This window comes from Micromonospora rubida, from assembly GCF_009908295.1.
Classification (GTDB): domain Bacteria; phylum Actinomycetota; class Actinomycetes; order Mycobacteriales; family Micromonosporaceae; genus Micromonospora; species Micromonospora rubida.
On sequence record NZ_JAAALO010000005.1, the window covers coordinates 243,136 to 268,013 of the forward strand.

17 protein-coding genes and 1 pseudogene are annotated in these 24,878 nt (G+C 73.5%); 8 read left to right on the forward strand and 10 right to left on the reverse strand.

The window, feature by feature from the left end; translation table 11 throughout:
* Positions 1-168 precede the first annotated feature (168 nt).
* On the forward strand, positions 169-1,551 hold the full coding sequence (locus GVV04_RS20315) for an aldehyde dehydrogenase family protein (protein ID WP_161689660.1): 1,383 nt from the start codon (positions 169-171) through the stop codon (positions 1,549-1,551).
* Here the strand turns inward: GVV04_RS20315 and GVV04_RS20320 are convergent.
* The 4 genes from GVV04_RS20320 to helR form a co-directional block, all read right to left on the reverse strand.
* The gene (locus GVV04_RS20320; RefSeq protein ID WP_161689661.1) at positions 1,538-3,130 is read right to left on the reverse strand and encodes a pyridoxal phosphate-dependent aminotransferase; all 1,593 of its coding nucleotides are present in this window, start codon (positions 3,128-3,130) and stop codon (positions 1,538-1,540) included. The two genes, GVV04_RS20315 and GVV04_RS20320, sit on opposite strands and share 14 nt — an antisense overlap.
* A complete protein-coding gene (locus GVV04_RS20325; RefSeq protein WP_161689662.1) occupies positions 3,127-4,029 on the reverse strand; it encodes a TauD/TfdA family dioxygenase in 903 nt (300 codons plus the stop codon). The genes GVV04_RS20320 and GVV04_RS20325 overlap by 4 nt, the downstream gene beginning before the upstream one ends.
* Entirely contained in the window at positions 4,022-4,693 is a 672-nt protein-coding gene (locus GVV04_RS20330; RefSeq protein WP_161689663.1) for a cupin domain-containing protein, read from the reverse strand. The genes GVV04_RS20325 and GVV04_RS20330 overlap by 8 nt, the downstream gene beginning before the upstream one ends.
* 279 nt (positions 4,694-4,972) lie before the next feature.
* Positions 4,973-7,147, reverse strand: a complete 2,175-nt coding sequence (gene helR / locus GVV04_RS20335; protein ID WP_201753906.1) for an RNA polymerase recycling motor ATPase HelR — start codon at positions 7,145-7,147, stop codon at positions 4,973-4,975.
* Between the two features lie 1,148 nt (positions 7,148-8,295).
* Here helR and GVV04_RS20340 point away from each other — a divergent pair.
* Positions 8,296-9,027, forward strand: a complete 732-nt coding sequence (locus GVV04_RS20340) for a hypothetical protein (RefSeq protein ID WP_161689664.1) — start codon at positions 8,296-8,298, stop codon at positions 9,025-9,027.
* Between the two features lie 172 nt (positions 9,028-9,199).
* Positions 9,200-9,514 carry a PQQ-binding-like beta-propeller repeat protein gene (locus GVV04_RS20345; protein WP_161689665.1) on the forward strand — a complete coding sequence of 105 codons (315 nt, stop codon included), beginning with the start codon at positions 9,200-9,202 and terminating at the stop codon, positions 9,512-9,514.
* Positions 9,515-9,594: 80 nt separating this feature from the next.
* Here the strand turns inward: GVV04_RS20345 and GVV04_RS20350 are convergent, their stop codons facing one another.
* Together GVV04_RS20350 and GVV04_RS20355 are read right to left on the reverse strand one after the other, a co-directional pair.
* The gene (locus tag GVV04_RS20350) at positions 9,595-10,743 is read right to left on the reverse strand and encodes a fatty acid desaturase family protein (RefSeq protein ID WP_161689666.1); all 1,149 of its coding nucleotides are present in this window, start codon (positions 10,741-10,743) and stop codon (positions 9,595-9,597) included.
* Between the two features lie 14 nt (positions 10,744-10,757).
* Positions 10,758-11,849, reverse strand: coding sequence for a ferredoxin reductase (locus tag GVV04_RS20355; protein WP_161689667.1), 1,092 nt, complete (start codon positions 11,847-11,849; stop codon positions 10,758-10,760).
* Between the two features lie 86 nt (positions 11,850-11,935).
* Here GVV04_RS20355 and GVV04_RS20360 point away from each other — a divergent pair, with 86 nt between their 5' ends.
* On the forward strand, positions 11,936-13,165 hold the full coding sequence (locus tag GVV04_RS20360; RefSeq protein ID WP_161689668.1) for a PucR family transcriptional regulator: 1,230 nt from the start codon (positions 11,936-11,938) through the stop codon (positions 13,163-13,165).
* A gap of 239 nt (positions 13,166-13,404) precedes the next feature.
* On the opposite strand, the pseudogene GVV04_RS20365 reads toward GVV04_RS20360, so the two are convergent.
* Positions 13,405-14,379, reverse strand: a pseudogene (locus GVV04_RS20365) (hydroxyacid dehydrogenase); the annotation flags it as partial.
* Positions 14,380-14,453: 74 nt separating this feature from the next.
* Positions 14,454-15,311, reverse strand: coding sequence for an AfsR/SARP family transcriptional regulator (locus GVV04_RS20370; protein ID WP_161689670.1), 858 nt, complete (start codon positions 15,309-15,311; stop codon positions 14,454-14,456).
* Between the two features lie 225 nt (positions 15,312-15,536).
* Here GVV04_RS20370 and GVV04_RS20375 point away from each other — a divergent pair, with 225 nt between their 5' ends.
* From GVV04_RS20375 to GVV04_RS20385, 3 genes are all read left to right on the forward strand, one after another.
* A complete protein-coding gene (locus GVV04_RS20375; RefSeq protein WP_161689671.1) occupies positions 15,537-16,478 on the forward strand; it encodes a UbiA family prenyltransferase in 942 nt (313 codons plus the stop codon).
* Between the two features lie 78 nt (positions 16,479-16,556).
* Positions 16,557-17,597: a sensor histidine kinase gene (locus tag GVV04_RS33255; RefSeq protein ID WP_161689672.1), complete on the forward strand. Its 1,041-nt coding sequence runs from the start codon at positions 16,557-16,559 to the stop codon at positions 17,595-17,597.
* Positions 17,594-18,271, forward strand: coding sequence for a response regulator transcription factor (locus GVV04_RS20385; protein ID WP_328822483.1), 678 nt, complete (start codon positions 17,594-17,596; stop codon positions 18,269-18,271). The genes GVV04_RS33255 and GVV04_RS20385 overlap by 4 nt, the downstream gene beginning before the upstream one ends.
* A 110-nt stretch (positions 18,272-18,381) precedes the next feature.
* Here GVV04_RS20385 and aroF read toward each other — a convergent pair whose 3' ends face one another.
* The gene (gene aroF, locus GVV04_RS20390) at positions 18,382-19,479 is read right to left on the reverse strand and encodes a 3-deoxy-7-phosphoheptulonate synthase (protein ID WP_161689673.1); all 1,098 of its coding nucleotides are present in this window, start codon (positions 19,477-19,479) and stop codon (positions 18,382-18,384) included.
* A gap of 91 nt (positions 19,480-19,570) precedes the next feature.
* Positions 19,571-23,095 carry a non-ribosomal peptide synthetase gene (locus tag GVV04_RS20395; RefSeq protein ID WP_161689674.1) on the reverse strand — a complete coding sequence of 1,175 codons (3,525 nt, stop codon included), beginning with the start codon at positions 23,093-23,095 and terminating at the stop codon, positions 19,571-19,573.
* Positions 23,096-23,418: 323 nt separating this feature from the next.
* Between GVV04_RS20395 and GVV04_RS34015 the strand changes: the two genes are divergently transcribed.
* Positions 23,419-24,648: an AMP-binding protein gene (locus tag GVV04_RS34015; RefSeq protein ID WP_161689675.1), complete on the forward strand. Its 1,230-nt coding sequence runs from the start codon at positions 23,419-23,421 to the stop codon at positions 24,646-24,648.
* Positions 24,649-24,878 lie beyond the last annotated feature (230 nt).

Consider the following 24,878-nt stretch of genomic DNA (forward strand, 5'->3'; position numbering starts at 1 on the left):
CCCTCACTCCCCCGGCCGGGCCCCGTCGTCGGCCGTCGCACCGGCGCGCTTCCCGTGCCCAGCGAGCGTAGTCGATGGCGGCCGGGGCCAGCGGGTGTCCGGCCGACCGCTGGGCGGCGGGACCACGAGAACCCGATCGCGCCGTCCACTCCGGATAGGATCATGTCCATGACCGCAGAAACCGTTGCCGTCCCGCATTCGCCGACCGGTCTCCGGCTCACCGACCCACGCACCGGGCGGGTCCGCGCCGACCTGGCCGGTGCGGGCGGGCCGACGGTCACCGACACGGTCGAGGCGGCGCGGGAAGCCCAGCGGTCCTGGGCGGGGCTGCCGACGGGCGAGCGGAGCCGCCGTCTCCTGGCATTCGCCGACCGGATCGACGGCGCCCTGAGCGAGTACGTCGCCGCCGAGCAGGCCGGCACCGGCAAGCCCGCCCACGAGGCCGAGGGCGAGATCCGCGACAGCGTCGACCTGTTGCGGTTCTACGCCGGCGCCGTGCGCGCGGCGCTGGCGCCCGCCGCCGGGCATCACCTCCCGGACCGGGAGAGCTGGGTACGGTGGGAGCCGCTGGGCGTGGTCGGCGCGATCGTGCCGTGGAACTATCCGATCCTGATGGCCGCCTGGCGCATCGGCCCGGCGCTCGCCGCGGGGAACGCGGTGCTCCTCAAGCCGGCCGAGAGCACTCCCGACAGCGCGCTGCTGCTGGCCAGGGACGCCAGGGACACCCTCGGTCCGGGAGTGCTCCACGCACTGCCCGGCGACCGGGCGACGGGCCGGCTGCTGGTGGAGAGTCCCATCGACGCGATCGCGTTCACCGGCAGCATCGCCGGCGGGCAGGACGTGGCCGCCCGGGCGAGGCTGCGCCGGGTCAGCCTGGAGCTCGGGGGCAACTGCCCGGCGATCGTGCTGCCGGACGCGCCCGAGCACACCTACGCCGACCTGACCGGCGCGGCCACCTACAACGCCGGGCAGAGCTGCGCCGCACCGGCTCGGGTGATCACGCTACGGTCGAACTACGCGGAGGTGGTGGACCGTCTCGCCGAGGCGATGAGCCGGCGGCAGGCGGGCCGCTCGTTCGGCCCGCTGAACAACCCCGACCAGATCCGCCGCTACCGGCAGATCCTCTCGGGCTCCGGCGCCGGGGTGAGCCACGCCGCCGGGCTGGCGCTCGGCGACGACTCCCACGAGGAGGGCTACTGGGCCGAAGGGCGGATCCTGGCCGACCTGGAACCCGACGATCCGGCGGTCGCCAACGAGCTGTTCGGCCCCTGCCTGACCGTGCAGGCCGCCGAGGACATCGATGACGCCGTCCGCCTGGCCAACAGTGTCGACCAGGCGCTGGCGGGCAGCGTCTGGGGCGCCGGGACCGGCCAGTTGCTCTCCGTCGCCCGGGCGCTCGACGCGGGCGAGGTGTGGGTCAACTGCGTGCTGGAGCAGTGCCCCGAGCTGCCGCACGGCGGGCGAGGAGCGTCAGGTCACGGCACCGACCTGAGCGTCCTCGCCCTCACCGAGTTCCAGCGACCGAAGACGGTGACGGTCAGGCTGGTCTGAGCTCACGCTCCTGGTAGCGCCGCAGCCGGGGCATCGCCTCGGCATAGTCCGACCAGGGCCGGGACGTTGTCAGCCGCATGAACGCGCCGGAGAGGCAGAAGGTCAGGATGCCGGGGAAGAGGGACACGTTGGTCTCCCGCAGCAGTTCCCGGAAGCAGAGGTACGAGTCCTCGTGGTCGTCGAACGACGTGGTCAGGTTGATGGAGTAGCGCGCCGGCAGCACGGAGACACCCGGCAACCGGATGCCGTTGTGGTAGGCGTCGCGGATCAGCGTCAGGGACCGTTCCCGGGACCTCCGCTCGGCCCGGTAGTTGTCGTACGCGCGCTGCAGGCCGGGCAGGCGCAGGCCGTACGTCGACTCGAACTCCCGGCAGTGCGCGGCGGTCAGCTCCTCGTCACCGCTGACCAGCCACCGCTCCATCCGGGCCAGCACCTCGACCACCGTGTAGAAGAACGACGGCGGCCCGCCGAAGGTGGTCGACGCGTACTCGTAGTAGCGATCGATGAAGCCGCTGTCCGCCATCAGCCAGCCGACCTTGAGGCCCGGGGCGGACCAGTTCTTCGACAGGCTGCTGACCCGGATGACGTTGGCCGCGGCGCGAGCCGGTGAGGTGGCCACCGGCTCCCCCAACCACTCGTGGCACTCGTCCAGCACGATCAGGGTGCTGGGCGAGGCGGACTTGATCAGCAGCTCCAGCTCGTCCTCGCAGACCAGGGCGCCGGTCGGGTTCGCGGCCGTCTGGAGCAGCACGATCGGCGTGTCCGGGCGCAGCGCCTCGATCAGCGGTCGCAGCGACGTCCGACCGTCCGCGCTGGATGACAGCGGCACCAGCGACACCGGCCCCCGACGGGCCACCGACTCCACCAGGGGCGGATAGTTGGGTATGGCGCACAGCGACGCGGCACCGCCCGGGCTCGCCTCGAGCAGGACGAAGTCGACCACCGTGCTGATCGCCAGCGTCGCGCCCATGGTCAGCGCGACGTTGTCGGCCGTGTATCCCGCGCTGGGCAGCCGGGCCGACTCGTACGCCGCCACCGCCTCCCGGGCCGGTTCGCGGCCCCGGGAGTCGGAGTATCCGTACCAGTCCCGGTTCAGGGCGTAGGCGATGCAGTCCTTCAACGTGCCGGGCAGGCCCCAGTGTTCCTCGTCCACGGACCCGCTGGAGAGGATGATCCCCGCCTGCTCGCGCAGGTCACCGTAGAGGTCGTCGCGGAAGTAGGAGTTGAACAGCTCCTTGACGAAACGTACGGTCGCCCGCGAGTGGAGCACCGTGGCGGCGTCGACCTCACGTCTGCGCCGGGACTGTCGCCACCGGGCCGCCAGGTCGGGACGGTGGCTCTCCACCCCGAGTTCACACTCCACCCGGCCCAGGTAGAGATCGCGGAGCTCGATCGGGTCCTGCGGGTTCACCGCTCGGGCGTACACCTCCAGCAGCCGCGCGTCGGGGCCCGGGTCCAGGGGCATCGGCACCCGCGAGGGGTCGGGGCGCTGCGCCGCGAGCATCTCGACCTCGGCGGGCACGACCGACAGCCGAGGCTCTCCGACGTGACCGAACAGCCCTTGGGCATCCGTCGTCATCCGGCCATCTCCCCCGATCGGTCCGTGATCCGCAGCCGCTTGAGATGCCGGTGCCGGGTCGAGTCGTGGAACGGCGCCGCCGATCGGCCGTGGAAGGCGTACGTGTTGTCCAGGACCGCGAGGAGCCCACGGCGCCACTGGAGCCCGCGCGCGACGCCGCCGCCCTCGTACATCCCGGCGAGCAGTGCGGCGAGGGCGTCGCGGACCGCCACGGCGTCGAACTGGTCGGTGTCGGACACCCAGTTCAGCGTGTCGGCCTGGAAGTCGCGGAACGAGAAGACCGGCCGCCCGTCCACCCGTCGCCGGATCGGCGGCACGCCGGGGCGGTCGTACCGGACGTGCGCGAGGATCTCGCGGTCGGTCTGCCGGAGCCGCTCGTCGACCCCGGCGAACGGGACCAGGACGGTCTGCGCGGCGTTCTCGTCGTCCCCGGCGTGCAGGCACATCAGGACGATGTATCGCGGCTGGCCGCCGATCGGCCGTCCGCTGCCCTCGGTGTGCAGGCTCAGGGCGCTCGTGGCGAACGGTTGCCGCGTGACGTCGGCGGTGTCACCCTCGGCGCTGATCAGGTGCAGGATCGCGCCGTCCTCGACGTTGGGCCGCACGGCCGGGTCGGTCTCCGGCATGACCTCGCCGAACCGATGGCCGAGCTCCAGCAGGTGAGCGCTGGTCATCGGCTCACCGAGATCGACGAGGCCGAGTCCGTGCTCGGTGAGCTGGCGCCGCAGCACCGCCTCGACCTGGCCCACCGGGCACCCGGCCGGCACGGGCTGCGGCACCAGCTCGGGCGGCGGCAGCGGCCGACCGCCGAGGAGTTCGGCCCGCTTCGAGACGTGCCGGTCGTGGGGGCGCTCCAGAAAGCTCCCACGCGCGGTTGTCGGCCCCGGACTGTCAGACACCGGGGGCGCCGAACACGACCGGACCGTGCGAGCACCCCGCGGCACGCAACTCGTCCCCGCTGTCGGCCTTGATGCCGCAGATGCGGCAGACGATGTGCCCGTCGTCGGTCAGCAGGTCCTCGAACGGCCTCAGTTCCTGCCGGTTCGCACTGTCGAGCGGCTGGTGGGCGACGCCCACCGAGAGCAGGACGTGGTCGGTGATCGCGCCGACCGCGTGCGGCTGCGCGCCATCCACCATGTACACGAGGCCGGGCGTGGTCTCCAGGATCTCGCCGGCGGCGGTGATGGTGCCACGACCGCCCACCACGAAGAGGAGGTGATCGCCGGGGTGGGTGTGCGGAGCGAAGCCCTCGCCCGCGGGAACATGGATGAGGTCGGCGCCGAGGAACCCATTGGTGATCAACGACCGGCCGGTCGCCTCACGCGTCTTGGCGATCTGGATGTCGCCGGGCCGCATGTCGACCTTGAGCAATTGCTCGCTCTCTGTGACCCCTGCGTCGAGGGCCCATTCGCAGAGCGCCACCGCGCGGTTCTCTCCGGCCCGGCCGGACCCGCCGCTACCGACCTGGAGGTGCGTGCCCGGGGTGGCCGCCAGGAGCCGGACCATCTGCATCAACAGCTCTCGACGCTCACGCGGATCGAGATGCTCGAGCTCGTGGCTCAAGGAATCCACCATGGAAACGACGGAGCGGTGTGTTTGCGCCATTGATACCCTCCGTAGTCGACGCGCTGAATATTGATCAGGTTACCGAAGCCCGAAACAGTTATGAAATCACCGACCGTTGCGACACATAGACGTACTGTCATACCTGGAGGTCAGGGCACCCGCCCCGAATGCAGTTCCGGTAATCACGGGCAGGCGCGGCGGCTGCGACAACGTCCGGGCGGGAGCCAACCGTCGCGGCTCGGCGCGTCCGATCCGGCGCACGAGGCGATCGCGTTGTCAGGGGCTCGTGAGGACGACGAGCTGCTGGGTCGCTCGGGTCATCGCGACATAGCGGTCGACCGCTCCTTCAATGCCTTCGCCGAATGCGTCCGGACCGATGAGGACGACCAGGTCGAACTCGAGCCCCTTCGACATCTCCGGGGTCAGCGACCGGACGCGGGACGTCGCCCGGAAGGTCGGGTCGCCGATGACGCAGGCGATCCCGTCGGCGTGCGCGGCGAGCCAGGCGTCAAGGATCGAGCCCAGATCCGAGACCGACCGGTGTACGACGGGGACGCCGCCGCTGCGGATGGAGGTCGGCACGTTGGCGTCCGGGAGCACGGCCCGGATGACCGGCTCGGCCTCTGCCATGACCTCTTCCGGCGTCCGGTAGTTGATGGTCAGGGAGGCCAGGTTGATCCGGTCGAGCCCGACCCGTGCGAGCCGTTCCTGCCACGACTCCGTGAACCCGTGCCTGGCCTGGGCGCGGTCTCCGACGATGGTGAAGCTCCGGGACGGGCAGCGGAGCAACAACATCTGCCACTCGGCGTCGGTCAGTTCCTGAGCCTCGTCGACGACGATGTGCGCGAACGGGCCGGCGAGCAGGTCCGGATCGGTGCCGGGCAGTGCGGCCTCGTCGACCAGGGCATCCTGAAGATCCAGTTGACGCAGGCTCGACAGCACACCTTCACCATCGTCATAGGCATGGGCCTCGATCAGCTCGTCGACGACCGTGGCCATGCGCGCGCGTTCGGCGGCGACAGTGGCGTCATGCCGACGCTTGCGCCCCGACGCCTCCGGATCGCCGAGCCGCTGCCGTGCCGCGTCGAGGAGCGGCAGGTCGGACACCGTCCAGGCCTGGGCGTCGCCGCGCTGCAGCTTGCGGACCTCGTCGGGGCTGAGCCAGGGAGCGCACTTGCGCAGGTAGGCGGGCACCGACCACAGGTCACCGACAAGGTCGGCCGCGTCGAGCAGCGGCCAGGCACGGTGGAAAGTCGTGCGCAGATCCCTGTTCCGCAGCAGCGACCTGCGGACCAGGTCATCCGGCTCATCGCCGTCGTACCTGTCCATCAGGATCGTGAGCAGTTCCTCCCAGACCTCGTCACGCGCCTCGTTGTGCGGGGCACCGGGGCCCGGCGCCTCGAACGCCTCGGCCCAGTCGTCGGCGCTCAGCCGGATGGCGGACTCGTCGGTCGTGACCGTCATCGGTTTGGCCGGCGGCTCCTCGTAGAACCTGACGGCCGCCTCGATCGCCTCCACCAGGGCCGCGGACGACTTCAGGAGGGCCACGGTCGGGTCGGCCTCGATGGTTGCCGTGGCGCCCTCGGGGACGAGGTCCCGCAGGGTGCAGGTCTGCACCTCCTCCTCTCCGAGGCTGGGGAGGACGTCGGCGACGTAGGCCAGATAGGGCTGGTGCGGACCGACGAACAGCACGCCACCCTGGCGTTGACCGAGGCGAGGGTCGGAGTAGAGGAGGTAGGCGGTGCGGTGCAGGGCGACGACGGTCTTCCCCGTACCCGGGCCACCGTCGACGACGAGAGCGCCGCGGGATCCCGCGCGGATGATGGCATCCTGGTCGGCCTGGATCGTGCCGAGCACGTCCCGCATCCGGGCCGACCGGCTGCCGCCCAGGCTGGCGATGAAGGCGGACTGGTCGTCGAGCGCGGCGTGCCCCTCAAGCCCGTCCGAGGCGAACACCTCGTCCCAGTAGTCGCTGATCCGGCCGAGGGTCCAGCGATACCTGCGGCGGCTCGCCAGACCCATCGGATTGGCGTGGGTCGCTCCGAAGAACGGCTCGGCCGCAGGGGAACGCCAGTCCAGCAGCAGCCGATGACCCGCGCTGTCCGTGAGGCCACGTCGCCCGACGTACACGGGCTCACGGTTGTCCACGCCGACCATCCGTCCGAGGCACAGGTCCACACCGAAGCGACCCAGCGCACGGAGGCGAGCCGTCAGCCGGCGGACCTCCGTGTCCCGGTCCACCGCCTGCCGGCCCTTGCCACCGGGCGCCTTGCGCGCGGCGTCGAGGCGGTCGGACAGGTCCGCGGACAACTGCTCAAGGCTCTCCGCGATGGCCGCGAAGTGCTGCTCGTCGCGTGCGATCAGCGTCGGGTCGGCCTTGGGGGAAAGGTGATCAGGAAGGTCGAACAGGCTGGTGATCAGGGGATTCACATCATCAGGTGCGGCGCCCATTTCGCAACTCCCATTTCCGCAGGTTCTGGCCTCGGCCGACGATTCTGCGGCACGACCCGGGCCTTGCCGCAAGCCCCCCGGTGCGCTATACCTTGAAGGTGGAGGGAGAGCATGTATTTCCAATGCCCTCACCATCTTCGGCAATGGCGGCTCGACGTGGTCGAGAGCGCACCAAGTTCAGCCGATCAACTTGACGAGGCCCGGAAGCAGCACGAGCATGCCCTGAAGCTCTTCCGCAGGAGCGACGACCGACGCTCCGATGGACCAGGGCCTCGGCACGGTCGGGCGGCTCTCCCGGCCTGGGGTGCAGGGCCTCGGCAAAGTCGTGAGGTCTCCGGCTTGGCAGCATCCCAGGGGATGCGTGCGCTACCGACATCGTCGGACCCTGCCGGGGTCGGTCTTCGCCGGGTCGGCCCCGTCGGCGAGCTGGTCGAGGATGGTGTGCGCGGCCGGGGTGCGCGGCCGGTCCGCCCTCCGTCGGGTCGGTCCACTCTCCGTCGGCGCCTTTGGAGCTGCCCCGTTTGTGCTACCGGTGGAGCGGGCGCGTAAACGGGGCAGCTCCAAAGGGGCCGACAGCAGGTCCCCGGCCGGATGCGGGAGGCAATCGTCCGGTCGCCACCCGGACTGCCCGATGCGCGGGGCGGCGTGGCGGCGACCTCCCGGAGCACTCGCGGGAGCGGAGACAGAGACAGCGCAGGACCGGCGAGACCGTGACCAAGGCCCTGGCCAGGATCTCGGATCATCCTCAAGCAGCGGAACAGGAATCCCGGAGGCTGGATGAACCTCGGGCGGGAATCGGCGCCCCGCGACTTTGCCGGGGCCCTGGCCTGGGGTGGCTGGCGGAGACGCGTCCTTGCTGGCGGGAGCAGCGCAGCCAGAGCCGTTTCAGGAGATCGTCGAGGTTCTCGAAACCGGCCCCTCACGCCACGCGTCACGCCTACCAGCGCCATCTCCGACGCCCACCCGGACCAGGGCTCTGACCGTCGCATGGAAGATCTTGGAGAGAAGTGGCCCCTGGAGGGGAACAGCCCTTGGAGGGGCCATTTGCTTCCAGGATCTCCAGCCAGACCGACGCCCTGGCGGTAGCAGTCGAGTGCGGCCTCACGCTGGAGAGCGTTGCGTCCTCAGCTGATGAGAAGATCGTTGGGGTGACCAGTCCTTTGCGTATCGACCGGGTTCTCGGTGATCGGCCCTTCGCCGAGGTCGGTGAGCCTGCCCTTGCCGTCGGCGACGAGAGTCGTGGCCTGCTGGCAGTGGCGGGCACCTACGAGTTCGGTACTGCGCCGATAGGTGTCTACGACGTCGGTGATCTGGGTTGCCGCGCTCTTCTCCGTTCGGGCTACCCCGTGCACGCGATGGCCTTCCACCCCACGTTTCCCCTCCTGGTGGTAGGCACGGGCCGCTACGACGGCGGCTATTTCTTCGAAGGCGAGTTGCTCCTGCTGGACCTGGAGACAAGTGCCGGGGTGTCACTCATCGAGCACCCGCTCGGCCGTCAAGTACTCGCCCTGGAGTGGCTCAGCGGCCAGGAACTACGCGTGCTGATGGCGCCGCATGACGACTGGCAGGACAAAGATGCCTGGGCTGAGGGACACGTTGCGGTGGTGCGCCGACACGATTGGCGAGTCGTGCCACCCAGGTCGGTCACCGGGGACGAGTTGACCGGACCGCGGGTCGCGGCGCCTCGCATCGACAGCCGGGAGGACGCTCGCTGTGCGGTCTCCCGGCTGAGCGCGGATTGGGATCCGCGGCGTGACGTCCGTGCGGTCGAGGAACTGTCCGATGGCAGGATCTTGGCGACGCTCGGCGGTACTCAGGCGGAGTCCTGGCTGCTCTCGGGAGATCGACCGCGCCCGCGAGTGGACGCCCGATCCGAGTGAGGCCTGGCTCGCCGCAGCCGACCTGAAGGATCCGCCGATTGCCGGGCGTCCGCATGAACCGACGGAGCGGGAGTTCCGTCGGCTGCTCCCGTACTCGTGGAATCCGGGTGAGACACATTTTGCCGGCCCTGGCGTGGAGACCACGGACGGCAGTCTCGTCCACGCTGGCACCGTGTATGACGGTCGTGGGTTGCAGCCCGGCGGATCCTTTGTAGTACGGCGCAAGGTGACCAGTGGAGAGCCGCGCTGGGTCTTCCGGACCAACCGGAAGGCCACCGACCTCGACGCGGACGCGGAAACCGCGTATGTCGCCTACGACGATGGTGAGATCGTCGCACTCGACCTTCATGGCGGGACCGTTCGCTGGCGCCGCCAACTCGCCGTTGCAGGGGTACCCGCCATACCGACCGCGCTGACCGTAGCCGGACCGGGACGTCTGCTCATCGGCACCAGCGACGGGCGGATCTTGGACTGTTCGGCCGGATAGCTGCTACCTGTCCACCCGGCCCGGCCGCCGGGACATTGCCCCGGCGGGCCGAGCGGGCCCGCCCGTACCGACGGGCGTGCTCACACCTCGACGAGGGCGGGGGTGGTGGCGGGGCGGTCGTCCGCCGGGCGCGGGGCCGGGGTGGAGCGGTTGGGCAGGGAGAGCCGGATGACCTTCCACCAGGCCGAGGCGACCTGCTTCGGCAGGGGGCCGACGGTGTACGTCAGGCCGTACTTCGCGAACAGCGCCCGCACCTCGGGGGCGACCTCCTGGTACCGGTTGCTCGGCAGGTCCGGGAAGAGGTGGTGCTCGATCTGGAACGACAGGTTGCCGGTCATGATGTGCATCAGTTTGCTGCCGCTGATGTTGGCCGAGCCGAGCATCTGCCGCAGGTACCACTCGCCCCGGGTCTCCCCCTGGATGGAGCGCCGCTCGAAGGTCTCCACCCCCTCGGGGAAGTGCCCGCACATGATCACCGAGTGGCTCCACAGGTTGCGGATCAGGTTCGCGGTGAAGGTGGCGGCCAGGGTGCTGAGGAACGACGGCCCGGACAGCAGCGGGTGGACGATGTAGTCCTTGAGGAACTGTCGGCGGATCTTGCGGCCGACCGCGCGGGCCCGGGCCCGGAACTCGGGGGCCTTGTGCCGGCCCTTGCGCAGGTTGCGACCCAGTTCCAGGTCGTACGCGGCGATGCCGTACTCGAAGAAGCAGGCGTTGATGAAGTTCCACAGCGGCTGGCCCAGGTGGAACGGGTGCCACCGCTGGTCCTCGTCGACGCGCATGATGCCGTACCCGAGGTCGTTGTCCTTGCCGATCACGTTGGTGTAGGTGTGGTGCAACTCGTTGTGCGAGTGCTTCCACTGCTCGGCCGGGGAGACGTGGTCCCACTCCCAGGTGGTCGAGTGGATCTTCGGATCGCGCATCCAGTCCCACTGGCCGTGCAGGACGTTGTGGCCGACCTCCATGTTCTCCAGGATCTTCGCCACGGCGAGACCGGCGGTGCCGACCAGCCACGCCGGTGGGAAGAGCGAGAACAGCAGCACGGCCCGGCTGCCCAGCTCCAGCCGGCGCTGGGTGGAGATCACCTTGCGGATGTACGCGGCGTCGGACTCCCCCCGGCTGGCGATCACCCGGTCGCGGATGGCATCCAGTTCCTTGCCGAGGGTCTCGATGTCCTCTGCGGTGAGGTGGGCGATCGGGTTGTGGGCCTTCTTCTGCATCACGGTCACGTCCGGTTCTCCTGTCAGAGGTCGATGTCGCAGGTACCGGCCGCCGCCGACACGCAGGTCTGGATGAGCACGCCGTCACCGGGGACGGCGGTGGTGACGTCCCCGTTGCGCAGGTCGCGGACCGCGCCCTCGCGCAGCGGCACCACGCAGCCGAAGCAGATGCCCATCCGGCACCCGGACGGCATGAGCACCCCGGCCTCCTCGCCCACGTCGAGCAGGGCGGTGCCGCCGTCGGCCTCGGCGGTGACCCCGGCCCGGGTGAAGGTGACCGTGCCCCCGGCGCCCGGGGAGATCACCGTGGGCCGGAACCGCTCGGTGTGCAGCCGGTCGGCCACCCCGTGGGCGGCCCAGTGCGCCTCGACCGCGTCGAGCAGGCCGACCGGGCCGCACGCCCAGGTCTGCCGGTCGAGGTGGTCGGGCACCAGGTCGGCCAGCTCGGCCACGCCGAGCACGCCGTCGGTGTCGGTGTGCCGCTCCACGAGGCGGATCGCGCCCCGCCCGGCGAGGCCGCGCAGCTCGTCGGCGAACACCACGTCGGCCGGGGTCGGCGCGGAGTGCACCAGCACGACGTCGGCCGGGCCGGTCGCGCCGGCGCGGAGCATCCCCATCACCGGGGTGACGCCGCTGCCCGCGGTGACGAACAGGACCCGCTCCGGGGCGGTCGCGGGCTGCACGAAGTCGCCCTGGGCCTGGTCGAGCTGGACGATCGTGCCGGGCCGCACCCGGCGGACCAGGTGGTTGCTGACCTTGCCGTCGGGGATCGCCTTCACGGTGATCGAGATCAGCCCGTCGGGACGGCCGGGGACCGAGGTGAGCGAGTACGCCCGCCACTGGCGGACCCCGTCGACGTCCACGCCGAGGCGGACGTACTGCCCGGGGGTGTGCCCGCGCCAGCCCCGCCCGGGCCGGATGGTCACCGTCGCCGCGTCCCGCGTCTCGGGGCGGACGTCCACGATTCGCCCGCGCAGGGCGGCCCCGGAACGCAGCGGGGCGACCATGTCGAGGTAGTCCTCGGGCAGCAGCGGCGTGGTGGCCGTCTCGGCGAGCCGGAACAGCCTGTCCCGGACTGTGAGCTTGCCGGGCGGGCGCGGGACGGTGGTGGTCATATGACCAGCCTGGCGGCCCGATCGCATAACATCTTGGCCAAGAAAGGTGAATACGCCGCAGGGCCTTGTTCTGGGGGAACAATCAAATGTCCGAAGGGTCCGGGACCAGCCACCGCGCTGCCCACCTCGAGCTGGACGAGCCGATGGCCGCCCGGTTGCGCGCCACGCTGCCGCTGGTCGCCGAGCGCACGATGACCGCGATCACCGCCGAGGTGCCCGCCTACTCCGGCACCCTCACCGGGCAGATGCGGGAGAAGATCGAGAACGCGGTACGCATCGCGCTGGGCACGTTCCTCAAGCTCATCGGGCGCCCCGAGGCGGCGGACCCGAGCACCCCGCTGGCCCCGGCACTGGAGGCGGCGTACGCCCTGGGCAGCGGGGAGGCCCGCTCCGGCCGCAGCATGGACGCCCTGCTGGCCGCGTACCGGGTGGGAGCGCGGGTGTCCTGGCGGGAGGTCTCCACCACCACCGTGCGCGCCGGGCTGGCGGCCGAGACCGTCGCCGACTTCGCCGAGCTGTTGTTCGCGTACATCGACGAGCTGTCCGCCGCCAGCGTGGCGGGGCACGCCGACGAGCTGGCCAGTGTGGGCCGGGCCCGGCGGCGGTACCTGGAGCGGCTGAGCCAGCAGTTGCTGGCCGGCGAGGCCGAGGACGTGCTGCGCCGCGGCGCCGAGCGGGCGGACTGGCCGGTGCCGCAGACCCTGACCGTCGTCCTGCTGCCCCGCAGCAGCCTGCGCGCCGTCCTGACGGCACTGAGCCCGCACACCCTGGAGAGCGGGGAGGACCTGCCGGGGGTGGGCCCGGCCGAGGAGTTGGCCGTCCTACTCGTGCCGGACGTGCACGGCGGCCGGCGGCGGCAGCTCGTCCGGGTGCTGCACGGGCACCGGGCGGTGCTGGGGCCCGCGCGCCCGTGGCACCGGGTGGCCGGGTCGTACGAGCGGGCCACCCGGGCGCTGCTGCTCGGGCTGCCCCGCGCCGGAGCCGACGCGCCGCTGGACACCGAGCAGCACCTCGCCGAGCTGCTGCTCAGCACCGACCCGGAGGCCCTGGCCGACCTGCGCGCCCAGGTGCTGCGTCCGCTGGCGTCGCTGCCGCCGGCCACCGCCCACCGGCTCGCCGAGACGCTGCGCGCCTGGCTGCTGCACCAGGGTCGCCGCGACGACGTGGCGGCGGCCCTGTTCGTGCACCCGCAGACCGTGCGCTACCGGATGGCCAAGGTACGGGAGATGTACGGCGACCGGCTGCACGACCCGGCGACCGTGCTGGACCTGACGCTGGCCCTGGCGGTCCTGCCCGCCCCGACGGAACCGGACTGACGGACCGGTCCGGGCCGGGCCGGGCCGGGCCGGGCCGGGCCGGGCCGGGCAGGAGGCCCCCGCCGGGCGGCCGGTCCGGGGCGGCCCGGCCAGCGGGACCCGGGCGGACGGCCGGCGCGGCCCGGGCAGGAGGCCCCCGGCGGACGGGCCCTGCGGCGCTGTTCCCGGGCCCGCCGCACGCGCCTGGGCCGGAGGTCGTCGGCTCAGGCCGGCACGGGGGTGCGGCGCGGGCCGGGCCGGTTGACGGCGTCGGGCACGTCCTCGCCGCGCAGCGCCAGCCGGACGCTCTCCGCCGCGGCGACCCCGGCCTTGACCTGCGCCTCGGCGGTCGAAGCGCCGAGGTGCGGGGTGACCACCACCTGGTCGAGGGCGAACAGCGGCGAGTCGACGCAGGGCTCGGTGGCGAACACGTCGATGCCGGCGCCGGCGACCCGGCCGGCGACGATCGCCTCGGCCAGCGCCGCCTCGTCGACCAGGCCGCCCCGGGCGCAGTTGACGATCCGCACCCCCGGCTTGACCCGGGCCAGCTCCGCGCGGCCGATCAGCCCGACGGTCTCCGGGGTGCGCGGCAGGTGCAGGGAGATGAAGTCGCTGGTCGCCAGGAGCTGGTCGAGGCCGACCAGGGTGACGCCCACCCGGGCCGCCCGCTCGGGGGTGGCGTACGGGTCGTAGGCGACCAGCCGGGTGCCGAAGGAGGCCATCCGCTGGGCGAACAGCACCCCGACCCGGCCCAGGCCGACCACCCCGACGGTCTTGCCGGCCACCTCCACGCCGGTGAACCGGGACCGCTGCCAGCGGCCCCGCTTGAGCTGGGCGTTGGCGGCGGCGGTGTGTCGGGCCACGGCGAGCAGCAGGGCGACCGCCTGCTCGGCGGCGGAGACCACGTTCGAGGTGGGGGCGTTGACCACCAGAACGCCGCGCGCGGTCGCGGCGGCCACGTCGACGTTGTCCACGCCGACTCCGGCGCGGGCCACCACGCGCAGCCGGGTCGCCGCGTCGAGGGCCTCGGCGTCGATCCGGGTGGCGGAGCGGATGACGACCGCGTCCACGCCCGGCAGGGCGGCCAGCAGGGCCGTCCGGTCGGCGCCGGCCACCTGCCGGACGTCGTACTCCTCGGCCAGCAGGCGCAGCGCCGCCGTGGCCAGCTCCTCGGTGACCAGCACCCGCTGCCGGGGACGGCCGGCCCCGGTCGTCGTCGTCGTCTGCTCGCTCATCTTCGCTCTCCTCGGGGACGTGGCGGGGGATCTCCCCGGTGGGCCGACGATGGACCGTCGGCGTTAGGCGGCGGTTACGCGGTCAGCGACAGCGGTTGGAGGTTGCGGGCGCCCTGGCGGCGGTCGCCCACCGGACGCGGGGCGGAGGCCCGGCGGCCACGCAGCCGGCCGGCGAGGGCAAGGTCGAGAATCTGCCGGGTACGCCCGGTCGGGGCCACGTCGAGCCCGTCGCGCAGCCGCTGCACGCACAGGTCGTACCAGCTGCGGACCTGGCCGAGCTCGCCGAGCGTGCCGTGCACCACCAGAAGGTTCTGGTACGCCTCCTCCTGGAACGGGTCGACCGAGAGGATCCGGCGGCACCAGGTGACCACCGCCCGGGGGTCGTCGCGGAGCATGGCGTCTGCCCGCAGGTGGTGCAGGGATCGCAGCACCATGGCCCGGGCCCACTGGCGCTGCTCGTCGACCCATCCGGCGGTCTCCCCGTTGAGGAAGTCGCCCTGGTAGAGGCCGACCGCCCGGTGGTGGGCGGCCAGCGCCGTGCCGGTGTCGCCGGCCCGCTCGGCCTCCCGGGCGGCGTCCACCGCCGCCTCGAACTCCTCGGTGTCGACCCACATGCCGGTGCACCGCAACAGGTACCCGACGTCCTGGTAGACGACCTCCACCGGGGACCCGTCGGCGCAGCCGCCGAGGATCTGCCGCAGCGCGTGCGCCGCCACCTTCAGCGAGGTCGACCGGTCCGTCTCGCAGCCCGGCCAGAGGATTTCGTACAGCCGTTCCCGTGGCACCACGTGGCCCCGGTTCAACATCAGGAACTGGAAGAGATTGCGCGCCTTACCGGCGCGCCAGCGCTCGACGGGCGCGCCATCCACGGTGACCGAGAAGTCACCCAGACAACGGACCGTCACGGCGGCGGCAGAGGCATTCGGCAGCATGAGCGTCCTTTCCGGAACACCGGGGATCTCCCGATGTCCCGACGCTAGAAATGCGGCCGACACCGGACAAGAGAATCGCTCACAAGTGGGTAATGCCGATACGACCAAGGTGACAGTCGCCTACGACCTACCGTTCCCATCCGGTGTGACCACCGACGGACGACCGGCACAGTGTCCACAACGGACGATCAGGGTACGGACGACGACCGGAGGGAGTTGGCGACGATGACCACGACGGCGTGGACGGTGGTGCGACCGCCCCGGAGGTGGTGGCGGACGCTGGGGCTGTCCTTCGTGGAGGCCCGGCCGGTGGTGCAGCTGATCTTCCTGCTCCGGTTCGCCGGCGGCGCGGCCCTGGCGGTGCTGTCCGGGGGGTCCCCCAGCGGCGGGGCCGTCCGGGGCGCGGTGGCCTGGCTGCTGCTCACCTGGAGCGTGTACCTGGTCAACGGCGTCGCGGACGTCACCGAGGACCGGGCGAACGGCTCCCGCCGCCCCATCGCGCGGGGCCTGCTCGACCCCGGAGCCGCCCTGCGGACCGCGTACGCGCTGGCGACAGCCGGCCTGCTGCTGGCCGCGACCGTCGCTCCCACGCTGGTGCTGCTCGGGGCGGGGCAGCTCGCCCTCGGCTGGTGGTACTCGATGGGCCGGGCACCACTGAAGCGGCGGGTGTCCGGCACCACCGCCTCGGTGGTGCTCGCGGGCCTGCTCACCTACCTCGCCGGCGCGAGCAGCGCCGAGGCCCGCCCGGTGCCGCACCTGTGGGTGTTCCCCGTGGCGATGGCGCTGTGGATGGCCGTCGGGGCGCTGGCCAAGGACCTCTCCGACGTGCCCGGGGACCGGCTCGCCGGCCGGCGTACCCTGCCGATCGCGCGCGGCGAGACGTGGGCCCGGCGGTCCGTCGCGGCCGTCGCGCTCACCGTCGCGATCGCCTTCCTGATCTCGGCGCAGGACGCCTGGGCGCCCGTCCGGATCGCGTCCTGGCTCACCGTGGCCGGCGCAGTGGTGCTGACCTGGTTGGCCTGCGGTTCGGGCAGCCAGGGCGGGCCGGCCCGCCGACGCCGCCCGTACCGGGTGTTCATGACCACGCAGTACCTGACCCACCTGGCGCTCCTCGGCCCGGTTGCGACCTGCGTCTGGGCTCAGGGACACTACGTGGGCGGGGGATGACTCGGACCTTGGGGCGATGCTGGGCTGAGGGGTGCTGTGGGGGACACACGCACGACGGCGGGCACAACAGGACGCGGCGTGCCACCAGCGCTCCGGGCCGAGATCCTCGACGCGTACGAACAACGACTACGGGCCACCGGTAACGCGATCCTCACCGATCCCGACGCCCGCCGGCAGGCGCTCCACCAGGCCAACTCGGTCATCGACGACATCGGCCGGTACGCCCCCAGCGGCACCGCGGAGATGGGCCCGGTGGCGACGCCCTTCACGCTCACCGTCGGCCGGGACCGCGCGCAGCGGGGCATCCACCCGGTCCAGTCGCTGCGCGCGGCGACCCTGCTCTTCGAGGCCGCCCTGCCCCCGCTGATCCGCGAGTACGGCGGGACCGCCCCGCACGGCGAGGCCGCCGCCAACATCGCCACCGCCCTGCACCGGACGATCATGGCGCGCATCGAGACCGGCGCCCTGTCCTACGTGAGCTTCCTGCTGGAGCGGTTGTTCACCTCCCACCTGGCGGAGCGCCGCCGGATCGGCCGGGAGCTGCACGACCGGGTCGCCCACGCGATCGGCGTCGGGCTGCAACACCTGGACCTGCACCGGATCTACCGCGAGCGCAGGTCGCCCCGGGCCGACGGCAAGCTCAACCAGGCCGGCCGGGCGATGCGGGAGGCGCTGTCGCTCACCCGTGCCCTGTCGGAGGAGCTGCGCCAGTCGGTGGGGCCGGCCGGGCTGGAGCACGTGCTGCGCGGCTACCTGGAGGCGAGTGTGCCGCCCACGGTCACGGTCGTCTGCACGGTCGCCGGCGACACCCGGGTGGTCCCGGCTGCCGTCACCGAGGAGATCTACGTCGTGCTGCGCGAGGCCGTCCGCAACGCCCTGCTGCACTCCGGCAGCGATCGGCTGGACGTGTCGGTGGAGGTCGGCGCGACGTCCCTGACGGCGACGGTCAGCGACCACGGCTGCGGGTTCGAGCCGGACCCGGCCGAGCTGTCCGGCGGCGGGCTGCTCTCCATGCGGGAGCGGGTCGAGCTGGTCGGCGGGTCGCTGTCGATCCGGCCCGGCCCGACCGGTGGCACGACCGTAGCGATCTGCGTGCCGCTGTCGGGGGAGTCCCGGTGACCGACGCGAACGCGGGGGCCGGGGAGCCGCAGACCCGGGTGGTGGTCGCCGACGACCACACCCTGTTCCGGGACGGCCTGCGCGAGCTGCTGGAGACCGACCCCGGCTGCGCCGTGGTCGGTGAGGCGGCGACCTCGGACGAGGCCCTCGCGCTCGTCGCCCACCTGCACCCGGACGTGCTGCTGCTCGACGTCGAGATGCCGGGTCCCGGGACCGCGGTGGTCATCGACCGGGTGCGTCGGGACTTCCCCCGGACCAGGGTGATCGTGCTGACCATGCACGAGAGCGCGGCCATCGTCCAGGACCTGCTGGCCCGGGGGGCGTACGCCTTCCTGGTGAAGAACATCGCCGCCGAGGAGCTGATCGCCGCGGTGCACTCGGTCGGCCGGGGCCGCAACAACGTGCTGCTGTCGGTCTCCCGGGAGACGATCGGCGACCTGGAGAGCCACCGGGAGACCGCCCCGGCGCTGGTGTCGCAACGCGAGCTGGACGTGCTTCGGCTGGTCGCGCAGGCGTACAGCAACGGGCAGATCGCCAGCCGGCTCGGCATCACCGAGGGCACCGTGAAGCGGCACCTGACCAACGCCTACGCCAAGCTCGACGCCGTGTCCCGGGTGGACGCCATCCGCAAGGCGGTGGCGGCCCGGCTGCTGTCCCCGGAGGAGACCGCCTGAGCCGCCGGCCCCGCCCCGGGGGTGGCGCGGGCCGGGTCGGCCGTCGGCCACCCGACCGTCGGCCACCCGACCCGAGGCCAACCGACCCGAGGCCACCCCGGCCGACGCCGTCAGCGCCGGACCGTCCGGGCCTGCGCCACCGGCCCGCCCGGGGTTCCCGCCAGCACCAGCTCCCGCTCCCGCGGGTCCCGCCGGTCGGTGGTGACCCGCCCGGCGGCCCGGGCCACGCCGAGGACCCCGTCGACGAGGTCCGGCAGGCGGTGGGTGGGCAGGGCCTGCTTGCCGTCGCAGAGCGCCGCGGCCGGGTCGCAGTGGGTCTCGACGATGATTCCGTCCGCGCCGCAGGCCGCCGCCGCCAACGCGAGCGGCAGCACCCGGCTGGTCTCCCCCGCGGCGTGGCTCGGGTCGACGATGACGGGCAGGTGGCTGCGCTCCTTGAACACCGGGACGGCCGCGATGTCCAGGGTGAACCGGTAGCCCGTCTCGAAGGTGCGGATGCCGCGCTCGCAGAGGACGACGTCGGGGTTGCCACCGTCGAGGATGTACTCGGCGGCCATCAGCGTCTCGTCCACGGTCGCGGCCAGTCCCCGCTTGAGCAGCACCGGCACCCGCAGCCGGCCCAGCTCCCGCAGCAACGCGTAGTTCTGCATGTTGCGCGCCCCCACCTGGAGCATGTCCACGGCGGGGAGCATCGCGTCGAGGTCCCGCACGTCGAGCACCTCGGAGACCACCGGCAGGCCGGTGGCGCGGCGGGCCTCGGCCAGCAGGGCCAGGCCGCGCCGGCCCAGCCCCTGGAACGCGTACGGGGAGCTGCGCGGCTTGAAGGCGCCGCCGCGCAGGGCGTGCGCCCCGCTGTCCCGTACCGCGTGCGCGACCTCGATGAGCTGGTCGCGGCTCTCCACCGAGCACGGGCCGGCGATGACGCTGAACCCGCCGGGACCGATCGTGGCGCCGCCGAGGCGCACGCTGCTGGGCAGCCCGAGCCGGGACTGGGCGGAGGCGCACGGGTACTGCCCCGACACCCCGGCCACGTGCCGGACCTGGGGCAGGTGGGCGACCGCCTGGTCCACCCGGGCCAGGTCGCCGGTGAGGGAGAGCAGGGACGGGTTGTGCCGGCGCACGTCCGAGCCGACGCGGTCGGCCAGGTTGAGCACCTGGGACATCTCGCTCTCGGTGGCTGTTTCCCTGAGCACGACGATCACGGTCATGGTTCACCTCGCTGAGTCTTCGACGGGGGGCCGCGCCGGCCGGCGTGGTCCGGGGCGGTGGCGACGGACGGGCCGCCGCCACCGGAGGAGGTCAGCCGCCGACCGGGGCGGGGGCGGGGGGCAGGGCCGCCGGGGCGGCGAGCCGGGCGCGCAGGGCCGCGTCGACGCGGTCGAGGAGCTCCGGGGCCAGGGCGGCGCGCTCGCAGGTCCAGTCCAGGCACAGCCCGGCGCCGTCGACCCGGGCGGTCAGGTCGGCGGCCACGCCGGGCAGCAGGTTCGCCCGCCGCGCCGGCGTCCAGTCCTCGCCGCCGTCGTCGGCGGGCAGGAGACGTACGGCGACCACCGGCCCGGAGACCGCCGGCCCGCCGGTGAGCGGGCCCACGACGTCCCGGGCCACCGCCGGGGCACCTGCCGGGGCCGGCAGCCTGGTCGCCGGGGTGCCGGTGACCTCGGCGTACGCGCCGGCGGACAGCTCGCCGAGCAGCTCGTCCGGGGTCGTGCCGGCGTGCCGGGCGGCGGCGGTGAGGGCACGCCACCCGTCGGCGATGGCGCTCTGCCGCCGGGCGGGGTCGGGGGCGACGGGGGCACCGAACGGTCCGTCCACAGCGGACGGCGAGTCCCCACCGCGGAGGAGATCCCGGACGGTCACCTCGGGCGCCGGCCCGTCCAGGTCCTCGTAGCCGGCGGCGAGCAGCCGGGGCACCACCTCGTCGAGGCTGCGGTCGTCGGCGACCGCCGGGTGCACGGCCAGGTGAACCGCGACGACGTCGTCGGGCAACAGGGTCAGCCGCAGCCGGTGCGGCGGCCCCTGACGCAGGTCGAACGGCTCGGCCAGCAGCTCGGCGCGGACCAGGTCGAGCCGGTCGGCGGCCTCGTCGTCCCCTGCCCCGGTCAGGTCGAGCACCGGCGGCGGGGCGGGCGCGAACTCCGCGACCCGCTGGGTGCCGTCGGTGGCGAGGACCAGCCGGAGGGCGTCCTGCCGTTGCAGCAGGCACTGCCACGCGGCGACGAACCGGTCCACGTCGAGCCAGTCGCGCCGCCACTCCACGTACCGCACACCCGGCCCGCCGAGCAGGGCGGCCTGGGCCGCGTCGAGGCCGAACGGCTCGTGGCGGCCCGCCTCGTCGTGCGCCACGACCAGGCCCGCATCGTCGTGCGCCACGACCAGGCCCGCCTCGTCGTGCGCCACGACCGCCGGGGCCCGCCGGGCGCCGGCCCGGTCGACGAGGGCGGCCACGGTGGGCGTACGGAACAGCTCGGACATCTTCCACCGCAGCTGCGCCTCGTCGCGCAGCCGGGCCAGCAGCCGCATCGCCCGCAGCGAGTCCCCGCCGAGTTCGAAGAAGTCGTCGTCGACCCCGATCTCGTCGAGGTCGAGCACCTCGGCCCAGATCCGGGCCACCCGCTCCTGCGCCGGGCCCTGCGGGGCGCGGTACGGGGTGTCCAGCTCGGGACGGGTGCGCGGCGGGGGCGACAGCACCGCCCGGTCGATCTTGCCGTTGGCCGTGGTGGGCAGGTCGTCGACGACGTACGCGGCCGGCAGCATGTACGTGGGCAGCAGCCTGCGCAGCGCGCCCCGGACCGCTGTCATCTCCGGCGGCCGGGCCCGGTCCGGCTCGATGTACGCGACCAGCCGACGCTCCCCGGGGGTGTCCTCGCGGGCCAGCACGGCGCACTGACGCACCCCCGGCTGCTCGGCCAGGACGCTCTCGATCTCGCCGAGGTGCACCCGGTAGCCACGGATCTTCACCTCGTTGTCGGTGCGGCCGACGATCTCGACGGTGCCGTCCGGCCAGTACCGGGCGACGTCGCCGCTGCGGTACAGCACCGGGTAGGGGTCGCCGGGCAGCTCGTTGGGCAGGAACTTCGTGCCGTTGGCCTCCGGCCGGTTGAGGTAGCCGCGCGACAGGCTCTCCCCCGAGATGTACAGCTCACCGAGCACCCCGGGCGGCACCGGCTGGCGGTTGGCGTCCAGCACGTACGCCCGGACGTTGGCCACCGGGCGGCCGACCGGCGGCATCCGGTCGGGGCGGCCCTCGGGCGCCTCGGCGGCCAGGCCGGACAGGTCGCAGGTGCCGACCACGGTGGCCTCGGCCGAGCCGTAGACGTTGAGCACCCGGAACGGCAGCGCCGGGTCGGGCCAGGAGCGCACCCGCTCACCGGCGATGCGCATCCAGCGCAGCGCCGGGTCGGCGGGCCAGTCCAGCCGCCACAGCCGCTCGGCCATCGCGGTGAGCACCAGCGACTGGGTGATCCGCTGTTCGACCAGCCAGTCCCGCAGTTGCTCCGGCGACGCGGCGACGGACGGCTCCGGGATGTGCACGGTGCCGCCGACGGACAGGATCGGGAAGCAGTCGACCTGGACGAGGCCGAAGCCGGGCGAACAGAGCCAGGTGCCGCGCTGCCCCGGCGCCAGGCCGCACTGCTCACGCAGCACGTGCACCGTGTTGCGCAGTGGGCCGTGGCGCAGCTGCACCGCCTTCGGCCGGCCGGTGGAACCGGAGGTGTACGCGATGTGGCAGACCTCCTCGTCGGCCACCGGGCAGCCGGGGTCCACGGCGGGGGCGGACCGCCACTCGTCGCCCTCGACCAGCACCACCGGGCACGCCACGTCCCCGAGCCGGCCACGCAGCCCGGCCCGGGTCAGCACGGCCGCGGCCCGCGAGTCGTCGACCATGAACTCCAGCCGCTCCTGCGGGTACTCGGGGTCGAGCAGCACCGCCGTGGCGGCCAGCCGGAACGTGGCGAGCTGGGCGAGGATGCTCTCGGGGCAGCGTTCCAGGCAGACCCCGACCCGGTCGCCCCGGCCGACGCCGAGGCCGGCGAGGTGCTGGGCGAGGCGGTTCGCCCCGGAGTCGAGGTCGCCGTAGCTGAGGACGCGGTCGCCGTACACGATGGCCGGGCGCTCGGGCGCCTCGCGGGCGACCCGGGCGACCAGCTCGGGGAACTGCTCGGGCGGGAACTCCCGCGCGGTGTCGTTCCAGTCGTACAGGATGGCCGCCCGCTCGTCCGCGCCGAGCAGGGGCAGCTCGGCGACGCGCACGTCGGCGTCCCCGGCGAGGGCGGTGAGCAGCCGGCCGAGGTGCTCGGCGAGACGCTCGACGGTGGCGGGGGCGAAGCGCGGATCGGCGACGAGGGCGGTACGTCCCTGGGCGGTGGTCGTGACGGTCAGCTCGGCGGCCTCCGGGGCGGCCTGCTCGGGCGGCCCGTCGGTCACCACCGCGTGGCAGGGGCATTGCCCGCCGGCCGGGTCGAGGCCGCGCAGCTCGGCCAGCTCGGCATGGGTGACCTCGCCGAGGTCGGCGGCGGCGACCACGGCCTGGGCGGCTGCGTCGCGCAGCTCCGCGCCGGTCTGTCCCCCGTCGACGGTGAGCTGGACGGCGAGCAGCCGCCCGGTCGCCGGGACCGCCCGGCCGACGAGCAGCCGGGGCTCGCCGCCGTAGCGGTACAGCAGCGCGCCGACCCCGGCGAGCAGATCCCCGGCCGGATAGGGCCCGCCCGGCACCTCGCGTACGACGGGCCCGGCGTCCGGGGCCCCGGTGGTCCGGTCGGCGGGCAGGTTGACCGCTCTCGGCACGTCCTGCAGATGTCGCTCCCACGCAGCGGTGTCGGGCACGGCCGCCTCCTTCAGGTAGTCGACGAGATTCCTCTCGGATCGCCGGATGTCGTTGGCTGGTCGATGTCTCTCGGTCTTGGGCTGGTCGCTGTCTCTCCGTCTCGGCCGGACGCTAGGCAGCCCGGGTTAGGCCCCGGTTACGGGCGGCCGGCGGCGGTCCCCGGGGAAGGTCCCGGGCCGGACACGATCGGACGTGGCGAGGACGACGGGCGGCGGGTAACCGGGAGGCAACCGGCGGCCCGTATCATTTCCCCCTCAATCCCCAGGAGCCGGTCCGTGACGGATATGGCGGGCCGGTTCACGAAGGATCGGGAGGCCGGCCCATGGCACCGCAGTTCCTCCGCGTCGTCGTCAACCGCGTCGGACGGTACGCACTGTGGCCGCACGCCCGCCCGACGCCGACGGGCTGGACCGACACCCACTTCATCGGCAGCCGCACCCGCTGCCTCGCCCAGGTCGGCGAGCTCAGCCGGGGCCGTGGCGCGTCCGCCGCCGGTTCCGCCGGGGGCCCTCCGCCGCCGCCGAACGCCACGGCGCGGCCACCGACCGGCGCGGCGACCCAGACGCTGACCGGCCTGCTGGCCTCGGTGACCGCCGACGCTCCGGACGCGTCGGCGGTCGTCCACGAGGGACGCCGGACGAGCTTTCGCGACCTCGACCGCCGGTCCAGCGGCCTGGCCCGGCTGCTCGCCGAGCACGGCGTGCGGCCCGGCGACACCGTGGGGCTGCGGCTGCGCGCCGGAGTGGACGCGGTGGTCGGGCGGCTCGCCGTGCTCAAGACCGGAGCCGCGTACCTGCCGCTGCCGGCCGGGCACCCGACGGGCGGGGCGCGCGTCGGGTTGCGCCTGGTGCTCAGCGAGCCCGAGTGGGCCGCGTCGGAACGCCGCCACGCCGCACCCGTGCTGGCCTGGCGGCACCGGGACCCCACCGGCCGGGCGCTGGCCCGCGCGGTGCGGGCGGACGACCCGGCGTACGTGGTGACCGGCACCGTCCCGCTCGGCGGCCTGGTGCTGGCGCACCGACACCTGGTGGTCGCCGGCCGGTCGGCCACGGCCGCCCCCTCCCCCGCCCCGCAGGCGGGGACCCCGCAGGCGCGCGGCCCGGGACTCGTCGCGCCCGGGGCGGCCGAGGGCGCCCTGTGGGGCCCGCTGTTGCGCGGGGACGAGGTCTCTCTCGACCCGGTCACCGGGAACGCGCCCATGCCGCCGGCCCCGCCGCCGCCCGACGCGCTGACGCTCGACGCGCTCACGGCCGACGCGCTGACGGTGGACACCCCGCTCGTCGAGGCCCTCACGGTCGACGCGCTGACGGTCGGGCCGCTGCCGGTGGGCCGCTGGCAGGTGCTCGACGACGACCTGCGGCCCGCCCCGACGGGCCGGCTCCACGTCGGCGCCGCCTGGCTGGGTCAGGCGACCGCCGCCGACCCGGTCCGCTCGGCGCAGTGGCTGGTGCCCGACCCGTCCGATCCGAGCGGCGACACCACGCTGCTGGCCACGGGCTGGCGGGCGGAACAGGCCCCGACCGGCCCCCGGCTGCTGCGCCCCCGGGACTGACCCGGCCCGTCACCTTTCTGACCGTCCCCCGCCCACCCGACCCGCCGACGGTCGGCCCAGCCACCGGGAGCCCACCCCGGCCAGGGTGCCGGTCCCACCGCGAGCCGGCCGGGAACGGTCTCCCGGCCGGCTCGCGTCACCGCCGGCCGGGGGCGGGCGCGGTCACCCCGGCGGGCGAGCCGTTGCGATCCGAACAACCGGTGGGCGAGGTGGGTCGCTCCGGCTGTCGG

Coding starts and splice junctions, on each gene's coding strand:
- GVV04_RS34015 (WP_161689675.1), top strand. CDS start 23,419: ATGGCACCGCAGTTCCTCCGCGTCGTCGTCAACCGCGTCGGACGGTAC.
- GVV04_RS20315 (WP_161689660.1), top strand. CDS start 169: ATGACCGCAGAAACCGTTGCCGTCCCGCATTCGCCGACCGGTCTCCGG.
- GVV04_RS20360 (WP_161689668.1), top strand. CDS start 11,936: ATGTCCGAAGGGTCCGGGACCAGCCACCGCGCTGCCCACCTCGAGCTG.
- GVV04_RS20375 (WP_161689671.1), top strand. CDS start 15,537: ATGACCACGACGGCGTGGACGGTGGTGCGACCGCCCCGGAGGTGGTGG.
- GVV04_RS20355 (WP_161689667.1), bottom strand. CDS start 11,849: ATGACCACCACCGTCCCGCGCCCGCCCGGCAAGCTCACAGTCCGGGAC.
- aroF (WP_161689673.1), bottom strand. CDS start 19,479: ATGACCGTGATCGTCGTGCTCAGGGAAACAGCCACCGAGAGCGAGATG.
- GVV04_RS20320 (WP_161689661.1), bottom strand. CDS start 3,130: ATGACGACGGATGCCCAAGGGCTGTTCGGTCACGTCGGAGAGCCTCGG.
- helR (WP_201753906.1), bottom strand. CDS start 7,147: ATGGGCGCCGCACCTGATGATGTGAATCCCCTGATCACCAGCCTGTTC.
- GVV04_RS20370 (WP_161689670.1), bottom strand. CDS start 15,311: ATGCTGCCGAATGCCTCTGCCGCCGCCGTGACGGTCCGTTGTCTGGGT.